The 26,999-nt window shown below is 49.1% G+C and carries 27 protein-coding genes; 16 read left to right on the top strand and 11 right to left on the bottom strand.

The window, feature by feature from the left end:
- Window position 1: 1 nt before the first annotated feature.
- Window positions 2–1,450 carry an AAA family ATPase gene (locus tag KZ771_RS00775; RefSeq protein WP_290654069.1) on the bottom strand — a complete coding sequence of 483 codons (1,449 nt, stop codon included), beginning with the start codon at window positions 1,448–1,450 and terminating at the stop codon, window positions 2–4.
- A gap of 102 nt (window positions 1,451–1,552) precedes the next feature.
- Between KZ771_RS00775 and KZ771_RS00770 the strand changes: the two genes are divergently transcribed.
- Entirely contained in the window at window positions 1,553–2,650 is a 1,098-nt protein-coding gene (locus KZ771_RS00770) for a multifunctional CCA tRNA nucleotidyl transferase/2'3'-cyclic phosphodiesterase/2'nucleotidase/phosphatase (protein ID WP_290654068.1), read from the top strand.
- A 24-nt stretch (window positions 2,651–2,674) separates the two neighbouring features.
- On the opposite strand, the gene folK is transcribed toward KZ771_RS00770, so the two are convergent.
- Entirely contained in the window at window positions 2,675–3,187 is a 513-nt protein-coding gene (gene folK, locus KZ771_RS00765) for a 2-amino-4-hydroxy-6-hydroxymethyldihydropteridine diphosphokinase (protein ID WP_290654067.1), read from the bottom strand.
- A gap of 8 nt (window positions 3,188–3,195) precedes the next feature.
- The gene (gene folB, locus KZ771_RS00760; protein ID WP_290654066.1) at window positions 3,196–3,579 is read right to left on the bottom strand and encodes a dihydroneopterin aldolase; all 384 of its coding nucleotides are present in this window, start codon (window positions 3,577–3,579) and stop codon (window positions 3,196–3,198) included.
- 96 nt (window positions 3,580–3,675) lie between these two features.
- Between folB and plsY the strand changes: the two genes are divergently transcribed.
- Window positions 3,676–4,272, top strand: a complete 597-nt coding sequence (gene plsY / locus KZ771_RS00755) for a glycerol-3-phosphate 1-O-acyltransferase PlsY (protein WP_290654065.1) — start codon at window positions 3,676–3,678, stop codon at window positions 4,270–4,272.
- Between the two features lie 2 nt (window positions 4,273–4,274).
- On the opposite strand, the gene tsaD is transcribed toward plsY, so the two are convergent.
- Entirely contained in the window at window positions 4,275–5,294 is a 1,020-nt protein-coding gene (gene tsaD / locus KZ771_RS00750) for a tRNA (adenosine(37)-N6)-threonylcarbamoyltransferase complex transferase subunit TsaD (protein WP_290570225.1), read from the bottom strand.
- A gap of 136 nt (window positions 5,295–5,430) precedes the next feature.
- On the opposite strand from tsaD, the gene KZ771_RS00745 reads away from it, so the two are divergent.
- Window positions 5,431–7,032: an amidase gene (locus KZ771_RS00745; protein WP_290654064.1), complete on the top strand. Its 1,602-nt coding sequence runs from the start codon at window positions 5,431–5,433 to the stop codon at window positions 7,030–7,032.
- Here KZ771_RS00745 and KZ771_RS00740 read toward each other — a convergent pair whose 3' ends face one another.
- Complete coding sequence (locus tag KZ771_RS00740; RefSeq protein ID WP_290654063.1) at window positions 7,033–8,067, bottom strand: alkaline phosphatase D family protein; 1,035 nt, start codon at window positions 8,065–8,067, stop codon at window positions 7,033–7,035.
- Window positions 8,067–9,101, bottom strand: a complete 1,035-nt coding sequence (locus KZ771_RS00735) for a type IV pilus twitching motility protein PilT (RefSeq protein WP_290570195.1) — start codon at window positions 9,099–9,101, stop codon at window positions 8,067–8,069. The genes KZ771_RS00740 and KZ771_RS00735 overlap by 1 nt, the downstream gene beginning before the upstream one ends.
- Before the next feature lie 30 nt (window positions 9,102–9,131).
- Here KZ771_RS00735 and KZ771_RS00730 point away from each other — a divergent pair, with 30 nt between their 5' ends.
- Genes KZ771_RS00730 through KZ771_RS00715 form a run of 4 tightly spaced genes read left to right on the top strand, consistent with a single transcriptional unit; the run spans window position 9,132 to window position 11,643 of the window.
- Window positions 9,132–9,839 carry a YggS family pyridoxal phosphate-dependent enzyme gene (locus tag KZ771_RS00730; RefSeq protein ID WP_290570194.1) on the top strand — a complete coding sequence of 236 codons (708 nt, stop codon included), beginning with the start codon at window positions 9,132–9,134 and terminating at the stop codon, window positions 9,837–9,839.
- A 2-nt stretch (window positions 9,840–9,841) separates the two neighbouring features.
- The gene (proC, locus tag KZ771_RS00725; protein ID WP_290570192.1) at window positions 9,842–10,666 is read left to right on the top strand and encodes a pyrroline-5-carboxylate reductase; all 825 of its coding nucleotides are present in this window, start codon (window positions 9,842–9,844) and stop codon (window positions 10,664–10,666) included.
- 8 nt (window positions 10,667–10,674) lie between these two features.
- Window positions 10,675–11,202: a YggT family protein gene (locus KZ771_RS00720; protein ID WP_290570190.1), complete on the top strand. Its 528-nt coding sequence runs from the start codon at window positions 10,675–10,677 to the stop codon at window positions 11,200–11,202.
- A 9-nt stretch (window positions 11,203–11,211) separates the two neighbouring features.
- Window positions 11,212–11,643, top strand: a complete 432-nt coding sequence (locus KZ771_RS00715) for a DUF4426 domain-containing protein (protein WP_290570188.1) — start codon at window positions 11,212–11,214, stop codon at window positions 11,641–11,643.
- Between the two features lie 8 nt (window positions 11,644–11,651).
- Here KZ771_RS00715 and KZ771_RS00710 read toward each other — a convergent pair whose 3' ends face one another.
- Window positions 11,652–13,379, bottom strand: coding sequence for a potassium/proton antiporter (locus KZ771_RS00710; RefSeq protein WP_290654062.1), 1,728 nt, complete (start codon window positions 13,377–13,379; stop codon window positions 11,652–11,654).
- An 89-nt stretch (window positions 13,380–13,468) separates the two neighbouring features.
- On the opposite strand from KZ771_RS00710, the gene rdgB reads away from it, so the two are divergent.
- On the top strand, window positions 13,469–14,083 hold the full coding sequence (rdgB, locus tag KZ771_RS00705) for an RdgB/HAM1 family non-canonical purine NTP pyrophosphatase (protein ID WP_290570184.1): 615 nt from the start codon (window positions 13,469–13,471) through the stop codon (window positions 14,081–14,083).
- 5 nt (window positions 14,084–14,088) lie between these two features.
- On the top strand, window positions 14,089–15,228 hold the full coding sequence (gene hemW / locus KZ771_RS00700; RefSeq protein WP_290570182.1) for a radical SAM family heme chaperone HemW: 1,140 nt from the start codon (window positions 14,089–14,091) through the stop codon (window positions 15,226–15,228).
- Between the two features lie 26 nt (window positions 15,229–15,254).
- On the opposite strand, the gene trmB is transcribed toward hemW, so the two are convergent.
- Window positions 15,255–15,971, bottom strand: a complete 717-nt coding sequence (trmB, locus tag KZ771_RS00695; protein WP_290570180.1) for a tRNA (guanosine(46)-N7)-methyltransferase TrmB — start codon at window positions 15,969–15,971, stop codon at window positions 15,255–15,257.
- Between the two features lie 110 nt (window positions 15,972–16,081).
- Window positions 16,082–17,170, bottom strand: coding sequence for an OmpA family protein (locus tag KZ771_RS00690; protein WP_290570178.1), 1,089 nt, complete (start codon window positions 17,168–17,170; stop codon window positions 16,082–16,084).
- 204 nt (window positions 17,171–17,374) lie between these two features.
- On the opposite strand from KZ771_RS00690, the gene mutY reads away from it, so the two are divergent.
- The 4 genes from mutY (at window position 17,375) to KZ771_RS00670 (ending at window position 21,258) form a co-directional block, all read left to right on the top strand.
- A complete protein-coding gene (gene mutY, locus KZ771_RS00685; protein WP_290570165.1) occupies window positions 17,375–18,433 on the top strand; it encodes an A/G-specific adenine glycosylase in 1,059 nt (352 codons plus the stop codon).
- 43 nt (window positions 18,434–18,476) lie between these two features.
- Window positions 18,477–18,752, top strand: coding sequence for an oxidative damage protection protein (locus KZ771_RS00680; protein ID WP_133539604.1), 276 nt, complete (start codon window positions 18,477–18,479; stop codon window positions 18,750–18,752).
- Window positions 18,753–18,892: 140 nt separating this feature from the next.
- Complete coding sequence (proB, locus tag KZ771_RS00675) at window positions 18,893–20,008, top strand: glutamate 5-kinase (RefSeq protein ID WP_133539605.1); 1,116 nt, start codon at window positions 18,893–18,895, stop codon at window positions 20,006–20,008.
- Window positions 20,005–21,258, top strand: a complete 1,254-nt coding sequence (locus KZ771_RS00670) for a glutamate-5-semialdehyde dehydrogenase (RefSeq protein ID WP_290570163.1) — start codon at window positions 20,005–20,007, stop codon at window positions 21,256–21,258. Before proB ends, KZ771_RS00670 begins: the two co-directional genes overlap by 4 nt.
- Before the next feature lie 78 nt (window positions 21,259–21,336).
- On the opposite strand, the gene KZ771_RS00665 is transcribed toward KZ771_RS00670, so the two are convergent.
- Both KZ771_RS00665 and KZ771_RS00660 read right to left on the bottom strand, forming a co-directional pair.
- The gene (locus KZ771_RS00665) at window positions 21,337–23,322 is read right to left on the bottom strand and encodes a 3-deoxy-D-manno-octulosonic acid kinase (protein ID WP_290570162.1); all 1,986 of its coding nucleotides are present in this window, start codon (window positions 23,320–23,322) and stop codon (window positions 21,337–21,339) included.
- Window positions 23,323–23,324: 2 nt separating this feature from the next.
- Window positions 23,325–24,077, bottom strand: a complete 753-nt coding sequence (locus tag KZ771_RS00660; RefSeq protein WP_290570160.1) for a glycosyltransferase — start codon at window positions 24,075–24,077, stop codon at window positions 23,325–23,327.
- Between the two features lie 120 nt (window positions 24,078–24,197).
- Here KZ771_RS00660 and KZ771_RS00655 point away from each other — a divergent pair, with 120 nt between their 5' ends.
- From KZ771_RS00655 to KZ771_RS00645, 3 genes are read left to right on the top strand one after another with little or no spacing between them, the layout of a single operon-like run.
- Entirely contained in the window at window positions 24,198–24,866 is a 669-nt protein-coding gene (locus KZ771_RS00655) for a flavin reductase family protein (protein ID WP_290570158.1), read from the top strand.
- Window positions 24,859–26,421: a cryptochrome/photolyase family protein gene (locus KZ771_RS00650; RefSeq protein ID WP_290570156.1), complete on the top strand. Its 1,563-nt coding sequence runs from the start codon at window positions 24,859–24,861 to the stop codon at window positions 26,419–26,421. The genes KZ771_RS00655 and KZ771_RS00650 overlap by 8 nt, the downstream gene beginning before the upstream one ends.
- 25 nt (window positions 26,422–26,446) lie before the next feature.
- On the top strand, window positions 26,447–26,974 hold the full coding sequence (locus tag KZ771_RS00645; protein WP_290570154.1) for a lipocalin family protein: 528 nt from the start codon (window positions 26,447–26,449) through the stop codon (window positions 26,972–26,974).
- Window positions 26,975–26,999 lie beyond the last annotated feature (25 nt).

Genomic DNA, 26,999 nt, shown 5'->3' with positions numbered 1-26,999 from the left:
GTTATTGACCCCCTAAAGCCTGGCTGTCAGAAAAGTATTGCCCGCTTAACCACGCCAGCGTTACGGCATCGAGTTGTCCTGACACCGGCAGATTTTGCTGCCGTTGTAATTGCATCAGTTGCTGTTGCGAAGACTTTGAGCGTAACGTCTCGCTTAAATGCTGACTTAACTGTTCCTTCAGCCAGGTTTTTTTCTGTTCGCTGTCCATAGCAGCGCGCAAAAATGGATGCCGATATAGCAACAAGGTTTCGCCTGTCCAGCCCTGGGTGTCAACGTTAGCGTTTTGTTCTACCAGCAAAGGCTCTGCCTGTTGTCGAAATATTATGGCCGGGTAACCGATACTGCGAAGTTGCGACATACTCAAAGGTTCGCTAATGCATGCCAGCTGGTACTGTTGCACCCAGTCACAGAAAACGGCATCCGCCGGCGGCTGCGGTAACTCCCATGCGCGGGCCAATTGTTCCGCGGCCGAATAATCATTACTAACCGGAGCCGGTTGTTCGGCGTGTTGTAACGCGTTTAATTCGCTGTCAGCACCCGCTGAATCTGCTATAAACAATCCCAAATTAACCACAACTAATAGGCTGACAGTTACCACTGCGGCAGCAAGCCAGGGCATACCACGTTTTGCTTTTTGCCCCCCTGGGCCGGTCAGTTCAGCTGCAGCCACTTTGATATGCTGTGGGTTAACTTGCGCACTCTGGTCAGTGTAGGCTGCCAGCAACGCGCGGTCGCAGACCAGATTGAGTAGCCGCGGAACTCCCTGCGTGGCTCGATGAGCGGCGACACAGGCTGCATGACTAAACAACGCCCGGTTGGCACCGGCAATTTGCAGTCGATAAGCGATATAGCGCGCGGTGTCCTGTTCGGTCAATGGTAAAATATGGTAGCGTGCCGTAATACGCTGCGCCAATTGTCGTAATTCCCGGCGGCGCAACAGTTCTTGTAATTCCGGCTGTCCTATTAGGATAACACGCAGCAATTTACTCTGGTGGGTTTCTAAATTGGTTAGTAACCGCAGCTGTTCCAACACCTGGGGTTTTAAATGCTGGGCTTCGTCAATCAAGACTAAACATTGTTCGCCTTGTTCGTGCGCTTTCAGCAAAAAACTACTGAGCTTATCGGTGAGTGCTTTTCGTGTGGCGCTACGTTTTTGATAGCGAATGCCAAATTCGTCACAAAGCGTTGCTAATAATTCGTCTTCGCTTAACATCGGATTAAGAATAAAGGCAGTACGCGTGGTATCCCGTAATTGTTCCAGCAGAGCCCGCGATACCGTGGTCTTGCCGGTACCAACTTCTCCGGTCAGCAGAATAAAGCCACCGCTGCCTTCTAAGCCGTGAGTTAAGTGTGCAAGCGCCTCCTGGTGGCGCTCACTTAGGTAAAGGTAATGCGGGTCGGGCGCGATAGAGAAAGGCGCCTCGTTTAAGCCATAAAAATTTTGATACATAGTTGGCACTGGGTTATCGGCAATTTTCTATGCCAGTGTAACGAGTCACTTGCAGTTGGGCTAGTGATTAGACAAGATCAAGCAAAAAACTGAGGAGTTGTAGTGAAAACCTATTTAGTCGGCGGCGCCGTGCGCGATAAATTACTGGGTCTTACCCCCCATGAGCATGACTGGGTGGTGGTTGGAGCGACCGTAGAAGAAATGCAAGCGCTTGGCTATGAGCAGGTTGGCAAAGATTTCCCGGTGTTTTTACACCCTCAGACCAAGGATGAATACGCGCTGGCAAGAACTGAGCGAAAATCCGGCCGCGGCTATACAGGTTTTAGTGTCAGTTTCGATCCCGGCGTAACGCTGGAACAAGATTTATTGCGCCGCGACCTCACCATCAACGCCATTGCAGAAACACCAGAGGGAGAGCTAATTGACCCTGTTGCGGGCCAGCAGGACATTCAACAGCGCATACTACGCCATGTGTCTGACGCCTTTGTAGAAGATCCCTTGCGGGTGTTACGCATTGCGCGGTTTCTGGCGCGGTTTTCGCACTTGGGTTTTACCATCGCAGCCGAGACTCGGCAGTTACTGGAAAACATGGCTGCTACCGGCGAACTCACTGACCTTACCCCCGAACGTGTTTGGAAAGAGTGGCAGAAGTCACTGGATACGCAATCGCCGCACAAATTTCTTGAACTGCTACAGCAGCTTAACGCAACTCCGCAAGTACTCGATGGCTTGCTAGTCAACACGCAGGTACTGGACTGTATTCGGCGAGTCGCTGAGCAGACGGAAGCTACTGAGCTTCGGTTTGCTGCGGTCTTTGTAATGCAACCACCGACTTTTAAATTGGCTGAGTTTTGTCGTCAATTAGCTATTCCAAACCGTTTTTATGATGTCGCACAGTTAGCGCTGCAGCAACAACAGCTTATTTTACAACAAGCAAAACTCTCGCATCCGCAATTATTTGAGTTGTTGCAGGCAATTGATTATTGGCGCCGTCCGCAGCGGTTAACACAGTTCCTCTGTTTAAGGCGTGTTCTGGGGCATACGCAGCAGGATAGCAATGCCATTGAAAACGCTGCGGCCGCCGCTAAACAAGTCAACGCAAAGCAGTTAGTTGCTGACGGTTTAAAAGGGCCGGAGGTAGGCCAGGCTCTGGCGCAAAGGCGACAAGCTATCTTTTTTGAGCACCTAACAGATGATTAAATGCAGCCCAAGCGTTAAGCCGATTTAAAAAGGTAGCCAGCGCTCTTCTGATAACGGCCGCAACCATTGTTCGTGATTAGCCTGGTGCTGTTGTTGGTAAGCCTGCCAAAGTTGCTGATAAGACTCGCCGCAGATCGGATGCACTCGATCCGGTGCAATTTCGGCTAACGGCCTAAGCACAAACGCATTATGCAGGATTTCAGCGCGCGGTAATTGCGGACTGCGCTCATGGCAGAGTTCGCCGTACAGCAACAGATCGATATCCAGTGTACGAGGACTATATTTAGGGCTGTGCTCGGAGCGTCCGTGGTCCTGTTCGATTTGCTTGCAGCGCTGCTGCACCTGCTGCACACTTAAGTGGGTTTGTACTTCTACCACCAGGTTATAAAAGTTGCTGCCGTCAAAACCTACCGCACGGCTCTCGTAAACCCGGGAACGCTGCAGCCATTGAAAGTGTTCTGCAATATCGATTATGCCCGCTAAAATGTGTTTTTCGCGTTCGATATTCGAGCCTAAGCCCAAAAATACACTCACCATAATACGTTTTAACCAAACGCGCTGTCGAACCGCGAACGCCTAATCGTAACCGCCACGTTGTCGGCGGTAGGAACCGCACCCGGTTTACTCACTTTTACCTTAATATCACTAACGGAGAACTGCTCAAGCACGAGCTGCGCAACGCCTTCAGCCACGGTCTCGATCAGTTGTCGGGGTTGTTGTGTAACCCATGCCACAATTGCTTCACTTACCCTGGCATAATCGACAGCCTGGGCTATATCGTCGGTTTTAGCCGCGGCCTGAATATCCCAACCCATATCGACATCAATGCGGAGCTGCTGAGTCTGCTGCTGTTCCCAGTCATAAACGCCAATGACCGTGTCTATTATTAACCCTTCAATACTGATCCAGTCTAGATCGGAGATCGCCATCTAAATCCACCATTGGTATTTCAGCTAAAAAGCGCTTATTCTAGGGGGCGCTATATTCATTGCAGTCTACACCAAACATACAGAGAATCGTACCCTATGACCGCACTGACACTTCTGATGATTATAACCGCGTACCTGTTAGGTTCCATCAGCAGTGCCGTCCTCATCTGTAAACTATGGGGTTTGCCGGATCCGCGGCGCGGCGGTTCTGGTAATCCCGGTGCAACCAATGTCTATCGTATTGGCGGCAAACTGCCGGCCTTCCTGACCTTATGGTTTGATGTGCTTAAAGGCATGGTTCCGGTATGGGCGTCATATTTTTTCGGTATCGAACCATTTTTCCTTGGCCTAATCGCCGTTGCCGCCTGCCTTGGTCACATTTTTCCGCTGTACTTTAATTTTCGCGGTGGTAAAGCCGTCGCAACTGCCCTGGGCGCAATGTTCCCGGTTGCGTGGGAGATGGCACTGCTACTTATTGCGACCTGGTTGTTGGTATTTAGGATAAGCCGTGTATCGTCACTTGCCGCGCTTGTTACCGTAAGTCTGGCGCCGTTCTATGCGTTTTGGATAAAGCCTCAGTATACCGTACCGGTCATCATGATTTCGGTACTCATCGTCTGGCGTCATCAGGCCAACATCGTGCGCTTGGGCAGCGGGCAGGAATCATCATTCCGGCGCCGCAACCAAAAATAGTCTTATGCAGGCATCGGTTTTAAATCCGTCATCGGCCAGCGCGGATAGGTTTTTATAGCTAGTGGCTGAGACTCACCCGCCTGCAGGCGCAGCGCGCCAGCCAGAGCAATCATTGCGCCATTATCAGTACAGAATTCTGTGCGTGGGTAAAAAACCTCGCCGTTGATTTTATCGGCCAGCGCTGCCAGTTGTTCTCTTAAATGTCGGTTTGCGCTGACTCCTCCGGCAATAACCAAACGTTTGTAGCCCGTTTGTTGCAATGCACGTTTACACTTAATAACTAGCGTATCAACCACCGCATCTTCAAACGCGCGGGCAATATCTGCCCGGGTCTGTTCATTATTATCGTGACTCGCCAGCGTATTGGCGGTAAATGTTTTTAAGCCACTAAAAGAAAAGTCCAGGCCCGGGCGATCAGTCATTGGACGCGGGAACTTAAATCGATCACTGCGCCCCTGTTCGGCTAATTTTGCTAAGCGTGGTCCACCCGGGTAATCCAGCCCCATCAGTTTTGCGGTTTTATCAAAAGCTTCCCCCGCTGCGTCATCCACCGATTCGCCCAACAGTTCATAATCACCAATAGCTTTAACCTGTACCAACTGGGTATGTCCGCCAGAAACCAGTAACGCAACAAACGGAAACTGCGGTTGGTTTTCTTCCAACATCGGCGCCAGCAGATGGCCTTCCATATGATGCACACCAACTGCCGGCAGCTTCCAGCCATAGGCCAGACTGCGGCCAATACAACTACCAACCAGCAGCGCGCCAACCAAACCCGGCCCCTGGGTAAACGCCACACCATCAAGATCGGCAGGTTGTAGTTGCGCCTGTTCCAGTGCGGCACTAATCAGCGGCAGGGTTTTACGCACATGGTCGCGTGAGGCTAGTTCCGGCACGACACCGCCATAGTCGGCATGTAGCTTAACTTGCGAATAGAGTTGATGTGCCAACAATCCCTGTTGGGTGTCGTAAATAGCAATGCCTGTCTCATCACAGGAGGTTTCGATACCGAGTACCCGCATAACGTCCGCCGCTTCTGTTTCAATAAACGTGTGTTCAATAAACTCGTCAGGGCGACAGTTTACCGTATTTTTTATCGCCATTGGCGTGAATTTGTGTCAATTTAAGCCAAACAATAATAACCACAGGACAACTTCGATGATGCAGAATATCAACGCAGGCAAGCGACTTAAACAACTGGCAATTGCGAGTGCTGTCGCGCTGTCTTTGGCGGCATGCCAGACAGTTGACTCATCCAGCCAGCAGACTCAAGCGCCGGCATTTGCGTTCCAGCAAGCCTCGGTGACCGAGCTACAAACCGCCATGCAGCAGGGCCAGTTAACCGCCGAACAATTGGTGGCGTATTATCTTCAGCAAATCGAACAACACAATACCCAGGGAGCAGAATTACGTGCGGTCATTAGTCTGTCGGAAAATGCCCTCAGCGACGCTCGCCGCCTCGATGCTGAGCGGGCACAGGGCGAACTGCGCGGCCCCTTGCACGGTATTCCGGTATTATTAAAAGATAATATTGATACGGCCGATGGCCTGGCTAATACAGCCGGTTCGGTGTTACTCGCTAATAACTTCCCTGCCGACGATGCATTTTTAGTTAACGAACTGCGCGAAGAAGGTGCCATCATTCTTGGCAAAGCCAACCTCAGTGAGTGGGCAAACTTTCGTTCTACCCGGTCCAGCTCGGGCTGGAGTGGTATGGGCGGGCAAGCCGTCAACCCATATGATCGCAGTCGCTCTACCTGTGGTTCCAGCGCAGGCTCAGCCAGTGCCGTAGCTGCTGATTTTACCGCACTCTCGGTTGGTACAGAAACCGATGGTTCACTGGTTTGCCCTGCCGCCATTAACGGCATTGTTACCATCAAACCGACGTTGGGATTAATTAGCCGTGACGGTATTATTCCAATCGCGCACAGCCAGGATACCGCTGGCCCCATGGCACGGACGGTAACCGGTGCAACCCTAATGCTGCAGGCCATGGCAGAGCACGATGCCAATGATAATGCCGGCTATCGCGACGACACTGATTTTGCACAGCACCTTAAAACTGATGGCTTAAAAGGCAAGCGTATCGGCGTAGTGCGTAACTTAATGGGCTACAATGAACTACTCGATGAACAGTTTGATCAACAGCTCGAGGTTTTGCGAGCTCAGGGCGCAGAAGTCGTTGATGTTACCATGCCAACTTACGGCGAGTACGGTGGCGATGAGTTTACGGTACTGCTGTACGAATTTAAGTACGACATGGAAAAATACCTCGCGACTACCGAGTTACCCTACCAAACCATGGACGATCTGATTGATGCCAATAACGCGGCGGCCGACCAGGAACTCATCTACTTTGGTCAGGAGCTATTCCAAATGGCGGCAGCTAAGTCAGAAGACGATAAGGATGACTACTTAAAGGCGCTGGAAAACAGTAAGCGTTTAGCCGGCGAAGAAGGCATTGATGCGATGCTTAAGGAGCATGAGCTGGACTTATTAATTGCACCTACAACCTCGCCGTCGTGGAAGATTGATCGCGTTAACGGCGATAATTACTCCGGTTCAGCAAGCTCTCCGGCTGCAGTTGCCGGTTACCCACATATCACTGTCCCTATGGGCTACATACAAATCGGCGAAGAGCCCGCATTACCGGTGGGATTAAGCTTTTTCAGTACCGCTAAAGCAGAGCCTGTTTTAATCGAAGCGGCGTTTGCCTATGAACAGGCGACAAAGCATCGCAAAGCACCGCAACTCGACTAACTAATCGGTTAAACGAACGCTCTGTTCAACTAACGCCCGACCATCAACGTCACGCAGTGACAAGATGAGTTCGGGCGTATCTTGCCAGCGTACTTCTATTTGCCCATAGCGGGCTTGTTCAAGTGCCTCACCATGGCGTTGTTCAAACCGATAAGGCGCCTCGCTGGCGGATGACAAATAACCTGAAGTCACCTGCCACAATGGGTAACTTAACACATCATCGATTTTTGCCAGTTCACCGAAGCCCCGATCACCCGTTGCCAGGACCAGCCCCTGCGGCTGCAACTGTTGTAACATTTCTACCAGCCGCTGTTGTTCTGTCGCATACATCGCCCAACTGTCATACCCGTTTAGCGGCGCAAAAAAGGGCGTTGCGCTCATTAAAACCCGAACCTCGGCCGGCTCTTGCAGCTGTTCTGCTAACCATTGCCATTGCGCATCACCTAACAGAGTCGCTGACGGATTAGGCAGATAGGGACCTTGTTCACTATCCAGCGCACGCTTTAACCGTTCTACCCATCCAACCCGGGTTAATGGGTCCCGATTCCAACGACCGTCCAGCATAATCACCTGCACCCGCTGCGGAGCCTCTCCGAATACCACCGCCTTGGCAATGCCGTGTTCCTGAAACATTCGCGGAGAACTTATCGGTTCCCGCCAAAAGGTCAAAAAGTGATTGCGTACCGCATACTTCAATGGGTTATTCGTGCCTGCCTGGCCATCAATTGCATAGTCTGTGCGATTCCACATCGACATGACTGCCGATTGTCGGCGCAATACTTTGGGGCCACGAAAACGATTAAGGACGTCATAGGCTTCCAGCATATCGTCCATGTCACCGGCATCGACATCAACGGTATTGCCTAAAAACACGAATACTTCCGGGTCAGCTAAATTCAACGCATCAAATACATCCTGTCGCTCGCTGTGGTCCATACAACAACCAAAGGCAACCCGTGTGGATTGCTGCGCTAACGCAGGAGCAACCGCAACGAGTAGTGTAATAACGACATAAATCAGCTTTGCCAACGGCATTAAAAATCCTCTTTATTGACTGCGCAACGGCGCGCCTCTTCTCTTTCTATATCGCCCCGTGCTACTAATTTCTTTAATGCCTGATCGAGTGTCTGCATACCGCGTTCACCGCCGGTTTGGATTGCTGAATACATTTGCGCAACTTTATCTTCCCGGATCAGGTTTTTGATCGCCGAGTTGCTCAGCATAATTTCGTGGGCGGCGACACGCCCCCCACCGATGCGCTTAAGCAGGGTTTGTGATATCACTGCCCGCAACGACTCGGATAACATCGAACGAACCATCGGCTTATCATCGCCGGGGAAGACATCAATAATGCGGTCGATTGTTTTCGGCGCCGACGTGGTGTGCAGCGTACCCAACACCAGATGACCGGTTTCAGCGGCCGTCATTGCCAGGCGAATGGTTTCCAGATCGCGCATTTCGCCGACTAATATGACATCCGGATCTTCCCGCAACGCAGATCGCAGTGCCGCCTCAAAAGATCGCGTATCGCGGTGCACTTCGCGCTGGCTGACCAGACTTTTTTGATTGTCATGGACAAACTCAATCGGATCTTCGATGGTTAAGATATGTTGCGAACGCGAGCGGTTAATGTAATCGACCATCGCCGCCAGCGTAGTTGATTTACCCGACCCCGTTGGCCCTGTAACCAGCACCAACCCGCGTGGAGCATCGACAATATCTTTAAATATCGCCGGCGCATCGAGTTCGTCTAAGGTCGTCACTTTATTCGGAATCATCCTGAATGCCGCGGCAATACCTTTACGCTGTGTGAATACGTTAACCCGAAAGCGGGCTATGCCTTCTAAGGTGAACGAAAAGTCGCATTCAAACCGTTGTTCGAATTCCTCTTGTTGCGGTTTGGCCATGACCTCATACAACATCGCTTTGAGCTCATCAGCCTGATGCACGGGTTGATTTAATGGTCGAATGTCGCCATCTACACGTATCATAGGCACACTGCCCGAGGATAAATGTAAATCTGACGCAGATTGTTTCATACTGAAGGCAAGTAAATCAGTGACATTCATAGTTAGGCCCGAGTTTAAAGGATGATTAATGTGACTAAGGTAGCAGAAATCGATGCCGAAACCCTAGCAAAAAACCTGCATCAAACCCGACAACAACTGGCTGAATTTTCGGAAGAAAGTGCCTACAAGCAGTCAGTAAATCTAATCGCCGTCAGTAAAAAGCATCCGCCACAAGCGGTTGTAGCAGCGGCCGACGCAGGGCAACGTGAGTTTGCTGAGAACTATGTGCAGGAGGGCATCGATAAAATACATGCAGTCGATAACCCTGACCTTATTTGGCACTTTATTGGTCCTTTGCAATCGAACAAAACAAAAGATGTCGCGGCACACTTTGACTGGGTTCAAAGTGTTGAAAGAGAAAAAATAGCCCGCCGCCTTAATGACCAGCGTCCGCAACAACTGGAACCGTTAAATGTTTTATTGCAGGTTAACATCGATGACGATGACAATAAGTCAGGGCTTACGCCCGGGCAAGTGCCGACTTTAGCTGCCTTCGTTGCAGGTTGCGACCGGCTTAGTTTGCGTGGTTTGATGACGATCCTTAAAGCTGACACCAGCACTGAACAGCAAAGACAAAGTTTCGCAAAAATGCGAACTCTGTTTGAACAACTGCAAAGCCAATACGGCGAACACATCGATACGCTATCCATGGGCATGAGCGGAGACATGCGACAAGCGGTACTCGAGGGTGCTAACATGGTACGTATTGGAACAGCAATTTTTGGACAACGGGAGTGATAATGAACGATATCCGTAACATCGCCTTTATCGGCGCAGGTAATATGACACAAAGTATTGTCGGTGGTATGTGTAAAAGTGGCTACCCCGCAGACAAGGTATGGGTCAGTAATCCTAGCGCCGGCAAACTCGAAAAAATGAAAGCGGAATTGGGCGTTAATACCAGCCACGACAACCTCGAGATCGTTAATGCTGCAGACGCTATCGTGTTATCAGTTAAGCCACAATTAATGGCAGACGTTTGTGCCCATTTAAAAGAGCATGTGGATAACCTCAGCGACAAACTGATTATTACTATTGCAGCGGGCATCCGTATGCCTAAGTACAAACAATACCTGGGTGATGACATTAAAATCATTCGTGTTATGCCAAATACCCCGTCGTTGGTCGGCCAGGGGATGTCCGGGTTGGTCGCTGATGACGGTGTCAATGAACAGGACAAAAACTATGTCACCGAAGCCTTCAATGGCGTCGGCGATACGCTGTGGGTTGAAGACGAAGACCAGCTCGACATTTTAGGTGCTGTTGCCGGCAGTGGTCCTGCTTACTTTTTTGAGTTTATGGATAGCCTGGCTAAAGGTGCGGTTGAACTTGGCTTCGACCCTGAGAAAGCCCGTGCGATGGTACAGCAAACCTGTTTAGGTGCCGCACAAATGGCAAAAGAAAGTGATTTATCGTTGGAAGATTTACTCAAGCAGGTAACCAGTAAAGGCGGTTCTACCGCGAAAGGCGTCGAAGTCTATCAAGAGCGCGACCTGCATGGTATTTCTGCAGATGCTGTAAAAGCTGCCGTAAACCGTAACCAGGAAATGGCGAAACTGTTCTAGGAGCCGATATGAACAACGCTTTGACGTTTTTAGTGGCGACACTGATCGATTTGTATCTGATCGTCGTGTTGTTGCGCGTTTGGATGCAATTGGTTAAGGCGGATTATTTTAATCCGGTCAGCCAGTTTGTGGTAAAAGCCACACAGCCAGTGGTTGGCGTGTTGCGCAAAATTATCCCGGCAGCCGGGCGGCTGGATACGGCCAGTCTGGTATTTGCTATCTTAATTGGCATGCTTAAAGCAGCAGCATTAAGTAGTCTCAACGGCTACGGCTTCGCTATTGTGCCAGTGGTCATTACCGGGGTCTTGTTTACGCTCAGCAGCCTGCTGTCGATGCTATTCTGGATCCTTATTATTCGCGCAATTCTCAGTTGGTTCTCGCAGGGCTACAACCCGATGGAGGCAATGCTGCATCAGTTAACAGAGCCCTTGCTTGCCCCCGTACGTCGCATCGTACCGCCGATTGGCGGGCTCGATTTGTCGGTGCTTATTGTGATTATCGCACTACAGTTTTTGCGCCTGTTAATCGGTGTATAAGGACTAACTATGCGAGTGCTCACTTACACGTTAACGGCAGTATTATTAACTCTGATAGCCACTTTTGCTCAAGCTGAGCAAAAGCAAAGAGTCGGTGACTGGGAGGTGCATTACAGCGCCTTTAACTCAACCTTTCTGACGCCACAAATCGCCGCTCAATACGATATAACCCGCAGTGAAAAACGCGGGTTAATCAACATTGCGATATTAGATGCTGAAACGCAAAAAGCGGTGAAAGCATTACCAAAGGGGCATGTTAGTAACCCCCGCGGTGGCGTGCAGTCATTGGAATTTAAGCAAATCGTTGAAGGTGAATCCGTTTATTATTTAGCCAGCTTTTTGTTTGGTGACGAAGAAGTCATGAAATTCACTATTAATATTCCAAACAGTAAAGTCCCTGGCGAGCCGCTATTATTTGAGCAGAAATTTTACCAAGAGTGAGTGCAAACTCACTCTTTTGCTTTTATCCCCAGTGACTGTACTTCGCCCTGTTCGTTAACTTCCCGCACGGTTAACACAACATCACCGACCTGCGCTGTATCACCAATAACAACCCGACGATGAAACTTCTGGGTAAAGTAATCTTTTAGCGTTTTACCCAAAATCGCGTCATCAACCTGGCCCAGTGGATAGACCGACGATACCTCGGTAAAGGTCAAATCCCCACGCAGGCTAAAGTCACCGAAGAAGCCTTGCTCGTTAATTTTTAAGCCGCGCCCGCCGGATGCAAGGATCCGACTGACTTCATCAATATCGCGCAAGGTTGCAGTGACTAATAAATTGTCACCCTCTTCTACCGTCGGCTTAGTCTCTGGCTGCAGCCATTCACCATCGCGAATAAGGCCAACAAAGGTCGCCGGTGCGGTTAACTTCAGTTCACTCCAGGTGTGATCACAGGCCGGCGAGTCCTTATCGATTTTATACAGCCATACCTCAAGTGCCTCTTTGGAGGGTACCGATGAAAGCGGCATACGCTGCTGTGGTTCGGGACGTTTTGGCACTTCCAGGTTTAGCCAGCGAGCCATCGGCGCTATAGTCCAGCCCTGAATGAGCAACGACACCATCACCACCACAAAGGCGATATCAAAATAAAGCTCCTGCTGGTCGACGCCGCTAAGCCACGGGAATAAAGCCAGAATAATAGGAACGGCACCACGCAGCCCAACCCAACTTATAAAAATCTGTTCACGCCAGGGGAAAGAAAAGGGTAACAGGCTAATGACCACGGCTATCGGCCGCGCGATAAAAATTAAAGCAAAAGCAATACCCAGTGCAACCGGCAAATAAGCGACTAAATACGATGGTGTTACCAGCAGCCCCAGGATCAGGAACATCGATATTTGCGCCAGCCAGGCCAGGCCATCCTGCACATGAAGTATGTGTACTAGCTGCGGTAAGCGGGCATTGCCGATCAAAAAGCCCATCAAATAAACGGCTAAAAACCCGCTGGCACCCAGTTTTGCCGTTACCGCAAAGGCAAGAATGGCACTGGCAACCGCTAGTAACGGAAAGAACGAGAAGCTTAACGGCAACTTGCGACCGGCGACGATAAATAGTCGGCCTCCCAGCCAACCAAAGAAAAGCCCGCCAATAAGCTGCCAAAACACATCAGCAACCAGCCAATACCACTGATTAAACTCGCCACTGGCCACCGCTGCCGTCATTGTCAGTGTCAGAATAACAGCCATCGGGTCGTTACTGCCCGATTCAATCTCCAGGGTTGCACCAACACGTTCTTTTATCTGTAGGCCCTGCGATTGAAAAATACCAAATACGGCGGCTGCATCTGTGGAGCTTAAAATGGCACCAATCAACAAGGCAGCTGGCCAGGGCAAACCGAACCAAAACACCGCAGCACTGGCGACCAATGTGCAGGTAATAGCAACGCCGACTGTCGCCAGACTAATAGCAGGCCATAGCGCAACCCTGAAACGCTGAGGGTTGGTGCGCATGCCGCCGTCAAACAGAATGATCACCAGCGCCATTGAGCCAATAATAAAAGCAATATCAGGGTCATCGAAGTTGAGCCCGATAATACCGTCCGTGCCAGCTAACATACCTATGACAAGAAAGGTCAACAGGATGGGGGCGCCGAGTCGATTAGAGATAACTCCGGCCAGAATACTAACGACCAGTAGCAATCCACATATTAATAATAGTGTATTGGCAGTATCCAATCCCGACTCCCTTATTCCTGCATATCTGTTTGGCATGTTATCATACCCATTATCTTAGATTAGCTTTATTAGATCACGAAATAAAAACGATGCAAAAAACACCAAACGAAGTTGTTTTGGCTACCGGTAATGCGGGTAAAGTCAACGAGTTACAGGCCATGCTAAGAGAGCATCCGGAAACCGCTAACTGGCAGGTACACCCGCAATCGCAGTGGCAATTTACAGAAGCTGAAGAAACCGGCCTCGCGTTTGTTGAAAATGCTATCATAAAGGCACGTCACGCTTGTCGTCACACCGGTCTACCCGCAATTGCTGATGATTCAGGGTTGGCGGTTGACTATTTAGACGGCGCTCCCGGCGTGTTCTCTGCTCGCTATGCCGGTGAAAATTGTAGCGATCAGGACAATATTGATAAATTGCTTACCACCCTGCGGGATGTGCCTGATCAACAACGCGGTGCCACCTTCCACTGTGTGTTGGTTTATTTACGTCACGCCGCAGACCCGACACCGTTAATTTGCCACGGCCAGTGGTCTGGGCGCCTGTTACATGAGCCCTGCGGTGACGGTGGCTTTGGTTATGACCCTATATTTTGGGTCGACACTGAACAATGTTCAGCCGCCGAGCTACCTCGCTCGCGCAAACAACAGTTAAGCCACCGTGGTAAAGCGTTGAGCCAATTGTTATCACAACTAACCAAGTAGGCCCTATGCTATCGCTGCCGCCATTATCCCTGTACGTTCACATTCCCTGGTGTATTCAAAAATGTCCGTACTGTGACTTTAACTCACATAAGCTCAACGGCAGCATACCTGAAGATGCTTATATTGGCCGGTTGCTGGATGATTTACGTGCCGATCTGGACTGGGTTCAGGGCCGTAACATAGAGTCAATTTTTATTGGCGGAGGCACGCCCAGCGTAATGTCTGCTGCAGCTATTCAACGATTGATGGACGGCATACGCTCGCAGTTGACGCTGACAAGAGATTGTGAGGTGACGCTGGAAGCCAATCCCGGTACTTTTGAAACTGAAAAATTCAGTGACTTTGTTAAAGCCGGCATTACCCGGTTATCGATTGGTGTGCAAAGTTTGCAACAGCATCAATTACAAGCCTTAGGTCGAATACATGATCCAGCACAAGCTCGCGCCGCTGCCGCTCATGCAGCGCAGTTGCCGCTAACAAGCTTTAATCTGGATCTAATGCATGGTCTGCCCGACCAGACCCTGGCGCAGGCACTGGATGACTTGCGACAAGTTATTGCGCTGGATCCGCCGCATATATCCTGGTATCAGCTTACTATCGAACCCAATACGCTATTTGCCAGCAAGCCGCCGGAATTGCCTGACGACGACACCTTATGGGATATTTATCAACAAGGCCATCAATTGCTGGAAGCCGCGGGCTACCGTCAATACGAAGTAAGCGCTTACGCAAAACCGGGGCATCAGAGCCGCCACAACCGCAACTACTGGCAATTTGGCGATTATCTGGGCATCGGCTGCGGCGCCCATAGTAAAGTAACCTTAGCCGAGCAAAATCGAATATTACGCTGTGAAAAAGTCAAACATCCGCAAGGTTATTTGGATTTGACCCGGGCGCTACGTTACCAGTTAAATGACGTTGTCCCCGATGAGCGCTACTTTGAGTTTTTCATGAATCAATTACGCCTGTTAGAGCCGATCTCAAAGCGGCACTTCGAACTGACTACTGGCCTGAAAGCCACTGACGCCAGTAAAAAATTAGCCACCGCTGTGGATAAGCAGTGGCTAACTGAGACAGATTCAGAATGGCAGCTTACGCCCAGCGGCCATCGTTTTCTTAACAGTGTGCTGGAAACCCTGCTATAGCGCTTTTTGCGGTTATTGCTTACTAGTTATTGCTTACTAAAAATGAGATCCCAAACACCATGGCCTTTGCGTTCGCCACGTTGCTCGAATTTGGTTTTAGGGCGGTGCTGCGGGCGCGGAACATAGTCGTTAGTTGCCGATAAATTACGCAGATCGGAATTATCAGTGAGTACCTCAAGCATATGCTCAGCGTAGTTTTCCCAGTCGGTAGCCAAATGCAGCGTTCCACCCGGAGTTAACTTTGCAACCAGCAGTTCGACAAACTCAGGCTGAATAATACGGCGCTTGTGATGACGTTTTTTATGCCAGGGATCAGGAAAGAAAACCTGCACACAATCCAGTGACTGATTCGGAATGCATTGCTTTAGCACTTCTACCGCATCTTCGTTATATATCCGCAGGTTCGTTACTTGCTCCTGCCCCGCTGCCATAAGACAAGCGCCAACACCAGGTTCATGCACCTCGACACCAATAAAATTGCGCTCGGGGGCCTGCTTAGCCATTTCGACCAGTGAATGCCCCATGCCGAAACCAATCTCAAAGGTTACCGGATTGTTATTACCGAACACCTCAGTAAGGTCGAGTTGCCCGTTACTAATACTCAACCCCATTGCGGGCCAATGACGCTCAATCGCTGCTGCCTGACCTTTTGTTAAACGACCTTCCCGCTTAACAAAACTTCTTACTGTGCGCACGTACTTACCGGCCGCTGCAGCTTCTTCTGCACTTTTAAATTGCGTCATCGTTGTATGGTTACCTACTATCTCGTTAAATCCGAAATTAAAAATAAAAACGGGCCTGTATTAAAGGCCCGTTGGATATTTTAACGGTAATAGCGTTACAACCGCAACGCTTAACGTTCTACCGGTACACGATTAACGATTTTAAGTTCAGCTTCAATGCGACGGTTGTCTTGACGTGCCGCATCACTGTCACCCATGGTACGTGGTTGTGATTCACCGTGACCCTTGTAGCTTACACGGTTAGCATCAATGCCGAAGCGCTTAACCATGACATCACCAACAGCTTTTGCACGACGCTCAGATAACCACTGGTTATAATCTTCCGGGCCAACACTATCGGTATGGCCGTGGATAGTGATGTTTAGTTGCGGATGCTCTTTCAAGAACGTTGCCATTTTCTCGATTTCACCCATCGCCGACTTACGTACTACCGAAGAGTCAAAATCAAACTCAACAAGAATGTCTTCGCGAACGGTTTCATCCTTATACATTACACAGCCGTTTTCGTCGACTGAGTAATTTTCAGGCGTGTTAACACACTTGTCTTTACTGTCGACAACCCCATCACCATCACTGTCGACAGGCTGTTGTGGAGCAGGCTCAGGTTGCGCTTGCTGCGGTTGAACGTCAGGGCGTGGTGCAGGCGCTGCCGCGGTCGGCTCACCAAACCATAGTTGCAAGCCGATATTAGCGAACGTCTCCGTATAATCTAGCTCCCACCCCTGTTGCACACCAGCTTCAACACGCCATGACAGGTCGCCATTGATAAATTGCCGATGACCTACGGTTAATCGAACCATTGCGTCAGCCAAGTCACCTACTTCAGTGCCATTAATACCAACACCTGCGTATACCATATCGTTAAAATGGTACAGGAAATCAGAACCAAAGGACTGCCCATACAGATCACCTGAAGCGCCATCAATACCAGCCTGCACGTAATCGTAGTAGATCCGTGATTCCCAATACTCGGTTAACATGAAGCCGACTTCCACACCTGTGTCGAGTGTATTAAAACCATTGTCAGCTTGGTACAGAGTACCTTGTTTATAACCCGTGCGTTCTGAATCTAAGTTAAGCACCCCCAAACGAGCGCCGATGTAAAATTCGCCTGGCTCTTTCTCCGTTTGTTGCGCTAGTGCAGTCGATGTCATACCAACGCTGACTAACGCAAGCAATACTGCATTTAATTTTTTCATTGCAAGCTCCTTTTTAATTGCAACTGAAGAATTACTCTGACACCTTATACGCAATCAAGCCTATAACGATCACAATATGAAATACGTTTAAGGTAAGTATAACCTTAAATACAAAAATGTCAGATAGGTTTGCAATTATTTACAGATATTCTTAGGTAGGTTGTAATACGCCTCTGCAGTTATCATTAAAGAGGTAATACATCGATGACGTCACTTTCTACAGGGCAATGGTTCAGCAGGGACGTTTTACGATGGTTCGAGCAACATGGCAGAAAAGATCTCCCCTGGCAACAGCAAAAATCGCCCTATAAGGTTTGGGTCTCAGAAATCATGCTGCAGCAAACTCAGGTTGCTACGGTGATCCCTTATTTTTTACGATTTATGAATTCATTCCCCACCGTGGAGGCGCTGGCCGAAGCATCTCTTGATAGCGTACTGAGCCACTGGAGCGGACTTGGCTATTACGCCAGGGCACGAAACCTACACAAAGCAGCACAGCAAATTTGCAGCGAATTTGCCGGGCAATTCCCGACTCAGCCGGGACAACTCATGCAGTTACCCGGCATCGGACGCTCAACTGCCGGCGCCATCGCATCGCTCGGCTGCGGTGTGCCCGCTGCCATTCTGGACGGTAATGTTAAACGCGTTCTTGCGCGCTGCTTTGCAGTGGCCGGCTGGCCCGGTAAGGCCGACGTGTTACGCCAGCTATGGCAGATATCGGAACAGCTCACGCCAACAGCCCGGCACGACGAGTATAATCAAGCGATGATGGATTTAGGTGCACTCATTTGCACCCGTTCCTCACCACAATGTCATGCCTGCCCATTACAAAGCGCCTGTATAGCAAATAAACAGGGGCAACAACTTGCTTATCCCGGTAAAAAACCTAAGAAAGCACTGCCGGTAAAAACCGCCTATTTAGCCGTGCATAAAAAAGCCGATCAGGTGTTGTTACAAAAACGACCGCCAACAGGCATTTGGGGAGGGCTGTGGAGCTTTCCTGAGTTCAGCAGCGAAGCTGAGCTGTTGACACACTTTAACCTAACTAATAGTGAAGTGACGCCGCTATCACCGTTTCGGCACACGTTTTCTCATTTCCATTTAGATTGCTACCCCCTGCTACTATGCAACGCTAACAATGCAAACGCGCAGCTTGCAGACAGCAGCGAACAACAGCGCTGGGTTGAACCAGGTCAGTCACTGGACGTAGGTATTGCCGCAGCGACGCAAAAAATTCTAACTCAACTAGTAACCGAGTTATGATAAAACTATTACCTAAGCACCCTGCCAAAAAAAGGAACAGGTTATGAGCAGAACCGTATTTTGTGAGTACTTACAGCAACAAGCTGAAGGCCTTGATTTTCAGCTGTATCCGGGCGAGTTGGGTGAGCGAATTTATAACCATATCTCGAAACAAGCCTGGGCTGAATGGCAAAAAAAACAGACCATGTTAATTAACGAGAAGCACCTGAATATGATGGCAGAAGCCGATCGCCAGTACCTGGAACAACAGATGGTTGCGTTTTTATTTGAACGTAAAGAAATAACTATCGACGGTTATACACCGCCTGAAAGTCAATAAGCGTAAAATATATTGCAATAAACGTCCAAAAGCTAAATTATTGACTAAAATATTGACAATAGTTTCAGGTTATGAGCGTTACTGGAGCTTCGCTGTCGATTCTGTTAGACTACTAACGAATTCAACAAAAGGGAGTCTTTATGAAAGCGCCATCCTGGCGAAGAGCCGTACTTAAAGTAGGCAGTGCGCTCATCGCGCCAGATGAAACCGGAGTAAGTACCAAATACTTACTTCCCATCGCTCGGTTTATTAACGAGTGTCGTGAACGAGGCCAAGAGGTCGTGCTAGTTTCCTCGGGCAGTGTTGCCGCCGGACGAAAGCACATTCACTTCGAACATAAGAAAGTTCCGGTTGCTGTTCGCAAAGCGATGTCAGCCGTTGGACAGAATGAAATGATGGGGTATTGGTCGCGCTTTTTTGATTTCCCCTGCGCGCAGCTTTTGATGACCCACAGCGACTTGCGTGACCGCGCACGTTACGTGAGCATCAAAAATACGTTAAACAGATTGTTAGAGCACAATGTTTTGCCCGTCGTAAACGAGAACGACGCGCTCGCTACTGACGAAATGAAAGTGGGTGACAACGATAACCTGTCAGCAATGATTGCTACCCTGGTTGACGCAGATGCACTGTTTATCTGCTCAGACATTGATGGCTTGTATGACGCAGACCCTAACCTTAACCCGGACGCTAAGAAGATTCCCGTGGTTGAGCAAATTGACGAAAGCATTTTCTCGCTCGCTGGCGGGTCAGTGAGTGCCGTAGGGACAGGCGGTATGCGTACCAAAGTCGAAGCGGCCGAAAAAGCAACTTCTCACGGCATTGATACCTATATTGTCAATGGCCGCAAAGGCGAGACGTTTGAATCGCTGTTACAGGGCGAAATACCAGGAACACTTTTCCGTCGCCAATCTGATCCAATCAGCAATAAAAAACATTGGTTAAGACATACGCTTGTCGCCCAAGGCGAGATTCTAATCGACGAAGGTGCAGAAAAAGCGTTAATGGAAAACGGAGCGTCGCTATTGAGCTCCGGCATTGTTGATGTTCAAGGCGACTTTGACCGCGGTGATGCGGTACTCGTGCGCAGCGCAAACAACACCGATGCGCTGGCTAAAGGCATTTGCCAATACAGTTCGCACGAGCTGCTGCACATTAAGGGCCAGCAAACCGAAGACATTGCCGAGCAATTCGGTTACAGCCCGATTACTGAAGTAATTCATCGCGATGATTTAATGATTTTGGAGGATTCATGAGCCAGCAGTTAGCAACAGAAATTGCCCAACGCGCCGCTAAAGCCGCGCGTGCGGTAGCAACCTTGTCAGAGCATGACAAAAACAAGGTTTTACAAAAAATGGCTGACGCAATCCGTAGCCACAAAGATAAGATTTTAGCCGTTAACGAAAAAGACATGGTAGCCGGCAAAGAAAAAGGCCTAAGTGACGCCATGATGGATCGTTTGCAGCTAGACGATGACCGTGTCGAAGGCATGGCATCTGCGATAGAAGAAATTATCGAACTTAGCGATCCGGTCGGTGACAGCTACGTGCTTGAAGAGCGCCCTAACGGCCTCAAAATTGAAAAAATGCGTATTCCTCTGGGCGTTATCGCTATGATTTATGAAGCGCGTCCAAACGTCACTGCAGATGCCGGCGCATTGTGTTTTAAATCAGGTAACGCGGTGATCTTACGCTGTGGTCGGGAAGCGATCGAGAGCAGCAAGGCGATTGCCGATGCATTGCACGAAGCGCTGGAACAAAGCGGCTTGCCGAAAGACGTAATTACCGTCGTTCCTACGCCTGACCGTGAATTAATGACCGAGCTGTTGCAGCAAAAAGACTACATCGATCTGGTTATTCCTCGCGGCGGCGAAGGTCTTATCCATTATGTCAGTGATACCAGCAAAATTCCGGTTATCCAGCATTACAAAGGCGTCTGCCATCTGTATGTGGATAAAGACGCAGACTTAGATAAAGCACTGGCGATACTGTTAAATGGTAAAACCCAGCGTACCGGTGTTTGTAACGCTCTGGAAGGCTTATTGGTACATCAGGACGTTGCCGAAACGTTCTTGCCAATGGCGGCAAAAGCACTGGCTGAAAAAGGCGTAACCATTCATGCAGACAAACGTTCAGTCGGTTATTTTGATGGCGCTGATGAAATTGCTGATGATGCCTTTGGCGAAGAATATTTAGCCTTAGAAATTGCGATTCGCACAGTGGACGATTTTGATGCCGCTGCTGATCACATCCAGCAGTTTGGTAGCGGACACACTGAAGTTATCGTGACCGAAAACCAGGATACGGCTAAACGCTTTATTCGTGAAATCGATTCAGCGGTAACCATGGCGAATGCCTCATCTCGTTTCTCTGATGGTGGTCAGTTAGGGCTTGGTGCTGAAATTGGTATCTCAACCAGTAAGTTGCATGCTTATGGACCCATGGGTTTACAAGCGCTGACAACAGAAAAGTTTGTGGTAACTGGTAACGGCCAAATCCGCGACTAGTTCATACCAGCAAAAGCAAGTAAAACAAAAAAAGCCTGTTCAGCGCGCTGAACAGGCTTTTTTATTAGCTAAGCGCCATCAGCTCGTTTCGTAACCCGTTAAAAACTCAGGCCAATCACGTTCTTGCTTCCAATAGAAGGTTTCGTTCCTGGCTTTTTCTTTAAGCAGAGAGCGCTTTAATCGTGCCAGGTTCTCTTGCTTCCATTGTCCGTTTTCTTTAAAGCCACACTTATCAAAATCAACAATCCATGGACTGTCATGGTCATCAAGCATCAGATTGTGGCAATTTAGATCCGAGTGATAGACGTTTTCGTCGTGCATGCGACGGACGACAGCGCCTAATGCATGCCACTGCTTTGCCGGCAGTTGTCGTTCGCGCAACAACCGAAAGACATCCACTGCACCGGGTATAACCTCGACTAAAATATCGGCACGATAACTAAACAAGCCGGTTTTAATCATTCGTGCAGCAATCGGCTTTGGTACAGGCAGCCCCTTTTCCACTAACTGTGTAAGCAAATCAAACTCTTTTATTGCCCGACTTTGCTGTTCTGGTTCGCGCCAAAAACGGTCTTTATTAACTTTTCCTACCAGTCCACCACGATAATAGTGACGCAACAACATGCCGTGATCGCCCTGCTGAATAAACCAAACCGTTGCACGGCCTGTAGAATTGCCAGCGATAGCTTTTTGCTGTTGCCAGTAGCGTGGTGAAAAATGCTTTGCTTCACACTCGGGTAAAACTGCTGAATCAAATTTTATGAATTCTTTACCGTCTGTCTGAGTTTTTACCATGAAATTTCCTGTTAAAGTGGCGTCCGTTGCACGTTCCAACATGCGTAACGTCGCCCCTTTGTGTTGTTGTAGCACTGCGCTGGCGTTGTGTTTTTGTTGTTGCAACGCCTGCTTGTCTGTAAGCAGAGCTAAAAATTGATCGCGTAGCGTATCGCAATCATCCACCCAACGTATACCCTTTACCCGATTTAACGCTGCATAAACTTCGTTAAAGTTATAAACCGAGCGGCCGCTAAGTACCGCGCAATCAGCTGCAATTTGCTCTAACGGATTGTGTCCGCCGCGCTCAATTAAGCTGCCTCCGACAAACGCCATGTCAGCGCCCGCACTCAGCATTAACATATCGCCCATTGAGTCTGCCAATAAAAATGTCTGCTCAGCAGGGAAGCTTTCGATTTGACTGCGACGCACAAAAGAAATTTGTCGCTCAACAAGCAGTTGACTCACAGAGTTAAATTGCTCGGGGTGACGCGGCGCAATGATAAAGACAATATCGCTAAATTGTTTGACTAACTGTTGGTACGCATCAATTGCGACTTCGTGCTCACCCGGATGTGTACTTGCACAGAGTATTATCGGCCGCCCTGTAACCTGTGCAAAAAACTGCTCAGTTTTGAGCTGCTGTGCTTTTGTGAGCGCAATATCAAACTTAAGATTACCGTCGACAAAAACTTTATTTGCGCCTAACGCCCGCATGCGTAGTTGGGTTGCTCTGGTTTGTGCGCTTACTGCCGCTAGTTGCCTCCAGCAAACAGACAATAACGAGTGCACTTTTCGGTAGCCGGCCGCTGATCGTTTGGACAGGCGCGCATTAAGCATTGCAACGGCAATACCCCGGTGCCTCAATTCCGCCATAAAACGAGGCCACAGTTCAGTCTCCATTAGCCACACCGCGGTGGGTGCCAGCCGCTGAATAAACTGTTTTACTGCATACGGATTGTCGAGAGGAAAGTACACACAACGCACCGCGTCGCCAAAATGCTGTTCGATTAACCGCCGTGCTGTCGGTGTCATACAACTGATGGTGATAGCAAGGTTAGGCTGCTGTTGCAGAAGCCGGGTAATAAGCGGCCGTGCTGCCAAGGTTTCGCCCACCGATACACTGTGTAGTAACAGTCCGCCCTGACTTTCTTTTTCGCGGCTGATAAGACCCAGGCGCTCGCTTAAATGCTCGCGATAACCACTGTCTTTGCGGCTTCGAGCAATAAAATAGAGTAGCAATAACGGTGTTAAAACAGTCATTAACACCGAATAGAGTCGCAGCCACATAGTTAACGCCAGTATTCAGCGATCCAGCGCGTAGGTAATACCTTACGATACCATTTGCCGCTCTTACCGCGCACCGCATCATCCGGATGAGGTTTACCATGGAAAATAATGACTTTCGCGCCTTCAGGTATCCGTGGCTGCTGAAAGAAACTGAGCGGGAAAGGTCGTAAACAATGCCGCTTAAAGCTTCTGCACCATTCAGCAGGCCAGTATTTCAATTTGCCCTGACGGTCCACGAACTGAGTAATATACTCCTGTTCATTACGTACAGGCTCGGTTGCTTTTTCAGGATCTGCCTTAAGATAATCCAATGCATCCTCATGAGCGCCGGCTTCGAAGCGAAAGACTGAGGTATTCCCGGTCGCGTCAGACTTATCCCATTCTTTGATAACCAGAAAGTCACCCGCTGGCTCAAAAAATTCATCAAGACTACCCACGATCACAATATCCAGATCCAGGAACAGCGTCTGTCCCTGCAGGTCATGCAGCGGGTTTGCGAAGCAAGTCAGTTTTAACCAGCCATGGGCTTTTGTCCAGGCAACCTGATTGTCAAAGTCTTCAAAGCCAATTTTGGGAATAGGTTTAACCTCGACTTCTTCCCGGATATCTTCGTTATCATCGGTCAGACAGACAAAACGAAACGGTCGACTCAAATTCCGGCTAACCATTGAATACAGCGTGTTGACATAGTCAGCGCCGTATTTATTGCCCCATTTAATACACAGGACGTTAACTTGTTCAGTGGTGTTGTTCATAACATTCCTCTCTACTCAGCTGGAACGAATGATGCCATAAATTGCCATTTTTAACTATCAGATCTGCTTGCTTAAATAGATCGTATTAGTTATTTATTAAAAACCAAAACGGGTAACTTCATGCAGCATTTTGACCAACAACAACTCGCCGCTATGGAAAACCGCGAACGGGTTAAATTCATTAACTCGTTGTCAGGTTTTAAGAGCGCTAACCTCATCGGAACCAGTAACCGCCGCAACGAGGACAATCTAGCGATTATAAGTTCTGTGGTACACCTGGGCGCAAACCCGCCGTTGATAGGCTTTATCATGCGCCCGCACTCGGTCGACCGGCACACACTCGAAAACATTGAAGAAACGGGTGTTTACACGGTAAATCACGTTCATCGCGGTATCGTTAAGCAGGCACACCAAACCTCGGCACGTTACGACCGTGACCAGTCTGAATTTGCGGAAACCGGATTGACCCCCGCGCATTACGATGGTTTTCACGCGCCTTATGTTGAAGAAAGCCGCTTATCGATGGGCGTAAAACTCGTCGAGGTTGCCAGTATCACGCACAACGGTACCGAATTTGTTATTGGCGAGATCCAATGGGTGCGCACCGATGAAAAAGCAATTCACAGCGATGGCTTTATTGACATCGAGGCACTGGAAACCGTTGCGGTATCGGGACTCGACCGCTACCACGCAACGCAATCCTTGTGTCGTCTAAGTTATGCTAAGCCCGATAAACCGGTGACAGAGCTGGATCTAAACGGAGACAGCCACGATCAAAACGATGACTAAGCACGACTTTCGCTATATTCGGCTGATCCTCGGTGATCAGCTTAATGCATCCCATAGTTGGTATCAGCAGGACGCTGAAGATTCACTTTACGTGATGATGGAACTAGCGCAGGAAACCGACTACGTAAAACACCACCGCCAAAAAGTACTGGCATTTTTTGCCGCAATGCGAAATTTTGCGCAGGCGCTGCAACAAAAGTCATTTAATATTCGCTATCTGCGGCTGGATGATAAAAATAATAGTGGCTCGCTGACCCAAAACTTACAGACGATCCTTAACCAGTATCCCAATGCTCAACTACAAATTCAGTTGCCTGACGAATACCGTTTAGATCACCAACTACGTTCATGGGCCGGCGCTAACGATATTACTATCGAGTGGTTTGATAGCGAGCACTTTATTACCCGGCGCGATTCGCTGGCGAAAATCTTTGACGATGACCAGTCGCTACTTATGGAAGCCTTTTATCGTCATATGCGGCGGCGCCTGGGCCTGTTAATGGACGGCGACAAGCCGGTTGGCGGGCAGTGGAATTTTGATGGCGAAAACCGCAAGAAAATCCCCAAAAAACAGAGCGTACCTGAGCCTCTGTTATTTGCAAATGATGTTTCCGACATAGACGCCATGCTTGAGCAACAAAACGTCAGCATGATGGGCACTGTCAGTGCCCGGCAGTTTTTGTGGCCGACCTCGAGAAAGCAAGCGCGCCAGCTTCTGCACTACTTTTGTGAGCACTTACTACCGCATTTTGGCACATACCAAGATGCAATGTCGCTAAGTTCTCTGCATTCGTCCAGCTGGACGCTCTATCATTCTCGTTTGTCATTTGCGCTTAACTGTAAAATGCTCAGCCCACTCGAAGTCGTTACCACGGCTATTGATTATTGGAAGGCAAGCGACGACGAAATTGCATTAAACCAGGTCGAAGGTTTTGTTCGCCAGATTATAGGCTGGCGAGAGTATATCCGCGGTATTTACTGGCACTTTATGCCGCACTATAAGAATAACAACCAATTACAACATCAGCGTAGCTTGCCGCATTATTTTTGGGATGCCGATACGCAGATGAACTGCATTAAAAACTGTGTGCAGCAATCGCTCGATTATGCCTATGCGCATCATATTCAACGTCTGATGATTACCGGCAACTTCGCATTGTTGGCAGGGATTGCGCCTGATGAGGTCGATGCCTGGTACTTAGGCATTTACATCGATGCCATCGAGTGGGTAGAGTTACCCAATACGCGCGGCATGAGTCAATATGCTGATGGCGGCATACTGGCAACCAAGCCTTATGTGTCCAGTGCCAATTATATTGATAAGATGAGCCATTATTGCGGTGATTGCTACTACAGCAAGTCTATTAAAACTGGTGACAAAGCCTGTCCGTTTAATAGTTTGTACTGGCACTTCCTCAGCCGTCACGAGCAACGCTTCAAGAGCAACCACCGCATGGGGATGATGTATTCTCTGTGGCACAAGAAAAGCCCGCAAGAGCAATCTGAATTACTCCAGCAGGCTGATCATTACCTTGATAATATCGAGCAGTTGTAACCCGTTTTAGCCAAGGATGTCATTGATGAAAAAACTTATTATCGCGCTGGCGACTACTTTTACCTTACTCGCCTGTAGTTCGGAGCCGACTCCGGTGGCACCACCGGTGCAACAATTTAGCGCCGAACGTTATCTGGGCAAATGGTATGAAATTTTACGTATGCCCCACGGCTTTGAGCAAAACCTGATTGCCGTTACCGCAGAATATCGGCTTAACGCCGATAACACGCTCGAGGTTACCAACCGCGGCTGGCATACCAACGATAAAGAGTGGCAAACAGCTATTGGCAAAGCTGAACCCGTCGAAGGCATGCATGCAGCCTACCAGGTTACTTTCTTCTGGCCTTTTTACGGTGGTTACTATGTCAGCTGGCTGGATGAGGACTATCAAATGGCTATAGTCACCAGCGATTCAACGGAATACTTCTGGCTGTTAGCCCGCTCTCCTGACGTTGAGCAAAGCGATATTGACTATGCGCTGGCTAAAGCGAATGAATGGGGATTTGATATTGACCGGATGATCCAGGTGGAGCATCCGGCCACGTTACCTTAATACAACCGTTTAACACGGGCGTGCG

The sequence above is a fragment of the Idiomarina sp. genome (genome assembly GCF_019431395.1).
Lineage (GTDB): Bacteria > Pseudomonadota > Gammaproteobacteria > Enterobacterales > Alteromonadaceae > Idiomarina.
The sequence above is the reverse complement of the archived record's forward strand: the minus strand, read 5'-3'. Positions and strand labels throughout refer to the sequence as shown.

Bases quoted from the DNA above. Each gene is read 5' to 3' on its own strand.
- KZ771_RS00775 (WP_290654069.1), bottom strand. From the start codon at position 1,450: ATGTATCAAAATTTTTATGGCTTAAACGAGGCGCCTTTCTCTATCGCG.
- folK (WP_290654067.1), bottom strand. From the start codon at position 3,187: ATGGTGAGTGTATTTTTGGGCTTAGGCTCGAATATCGAACGCGAAAAA.
- folB (WP_290654066.1), bottom strand. From the start codon at position 3,579: ATGGCGATCTCCGATCTAGACTGGATCAGTATTGAAGGGTTAATAATA.
- plsY (WP_290654065.1), top strand. From the start codon at position 3,676: ATGACCGCACTGACACTTCTGATGATTATAACCGCGTACCTGTTAGGT.
- tsaD (WP_290570225.1), bottom strand. From the start codon at position 5,294: ATGCGGGTACTCGGTATCGAAACCTCCTGTGATGAGACAGGCATTGCT.
- KZ771_RS00745 (WP_290654064.1), top strand. From the start codon at position 5,431: ATGATGCAGAATATCAACGCAGGCAAGCGACTTAAACAACTGGCAATT.
- KZ771_RS00740 (WP_290654063.1), bottom strand. From the start codon at position 8,067: ATGCCGTTGGCAAAGCTGATTTATGTCGTTATTACACTACTCGTTGCG.
- KZ771_RS00735 (WP_290570195.1), bottom strand. From the start codon at position 9,101: ATGAATGTCACTGATTTACTTGCCTTCAGTATGAAACAATCTGCGTCA.
- proC (WP_290570192.1), top strand. From the start codon at position 9,842: ATGAACGATATCCGTAACATCGCCTTTATCGGCGCAGGTAATATGACA.
- KZ771_RS00720 (WP_290570190.1), top strand. From the start codon at position 10,675: ATGAACAACGCTTTGACGTTTTTAGTGGCGACACTGATCGATTTGTAT.
- KZ771_RS00715 (WP_290570188.1), top strand. From the start codon at position 11,212: ATGCGAGTGCTCACTTACACGTTAACGGCAGTATTATTAACTCTGATA.
- rdgB (WP_290570184.1), top strand. From the start codon at position 13,469: ATGCAAAAAACACCAAACGAAGTTGTTTTGGCTACCGGTAATGCGGGT.
- hemW (WP_290570182.1), top strand. From the start codon at position 14,089: ATGCTATCGCTGCCGCCATTATCCCTGTACGTTCACATTCCCTGGTGT.
- trmB (WP_290570180.1), bottom strand. From the start codon at position 15,971: ATGACGCAATTTAAAAGTGCAGAAGAAGCTGCAGCGGCCGGTAAGTAC.
- KZ771_RS00690 (WP_290570178.1), bottom strand. From the start codon at position 17,170: ATGAAAAAATTAAATGCAGTATTGCTTGCGTTAGTCAGCGTTGGTATG.
- mutY (WP_290570165.1), top strand. From the start codon at position 17,375: ATGACGTCACTTTCTACAGGGCAATGGTTCAGCAGGGACGTTTTACGA.
- KZ771_RS00680 (WP_133539604.1), top strand. From the start codon at position 18,477: ATGAGCAGAACCGTATTTTGTGAGTACTTACAGCAACAAGCTGAAGGC.
- proB (WP_133539605.1), top strand. From the start codon at position 18,893: ATGAAAGCGCCATCCTGGCGAAGAGCCGTACTTAAAGTAGGCAGTGCG.
- KZ771_RS00670 (WP_290570163.1), top strand. From the start codon at position 20,005: ATGAGCCAGCAGTTAGCAACAGAAATTGCCCAACGCGCCGCTAAAGCC.
- KZ771_RS00665 (WP_290570162.1), bottom strand. From the start codon at position 23,322: ATGTGGCTGCGACTCTATTCGGTGTTAATGACTGTTTTAACACCGTTA.
- KZ771_RS00660 (WP_290570160.1), bottom strand. From the start codon at position 24,077: ATGAACAACACCACTGAACAAGTTAACGTCCTGTGTATTAAATGGGGC.
- KZ771_RS00655 (WP_290570158.1), top strand. From the start codon at position 24,198: ATGCAGCATTTTGACCAACAACAACTCGCCGCTATGGAAAACCGCGAA.
- KZ771_RS00650 (WP_290570156.1), top strand. From the start codon at position 24,859: ATGACTAAGCACGACTTTCGCTATATTCGGCTGATCCTCGGTGATCAG.
- KZ771_RS00645 (WP_290570154.1), top strand. From the start codon at position 26,447: ATGAAAAAACTTATTATCGCGCTGGCGACTACTTTTACCTTACTCGCC.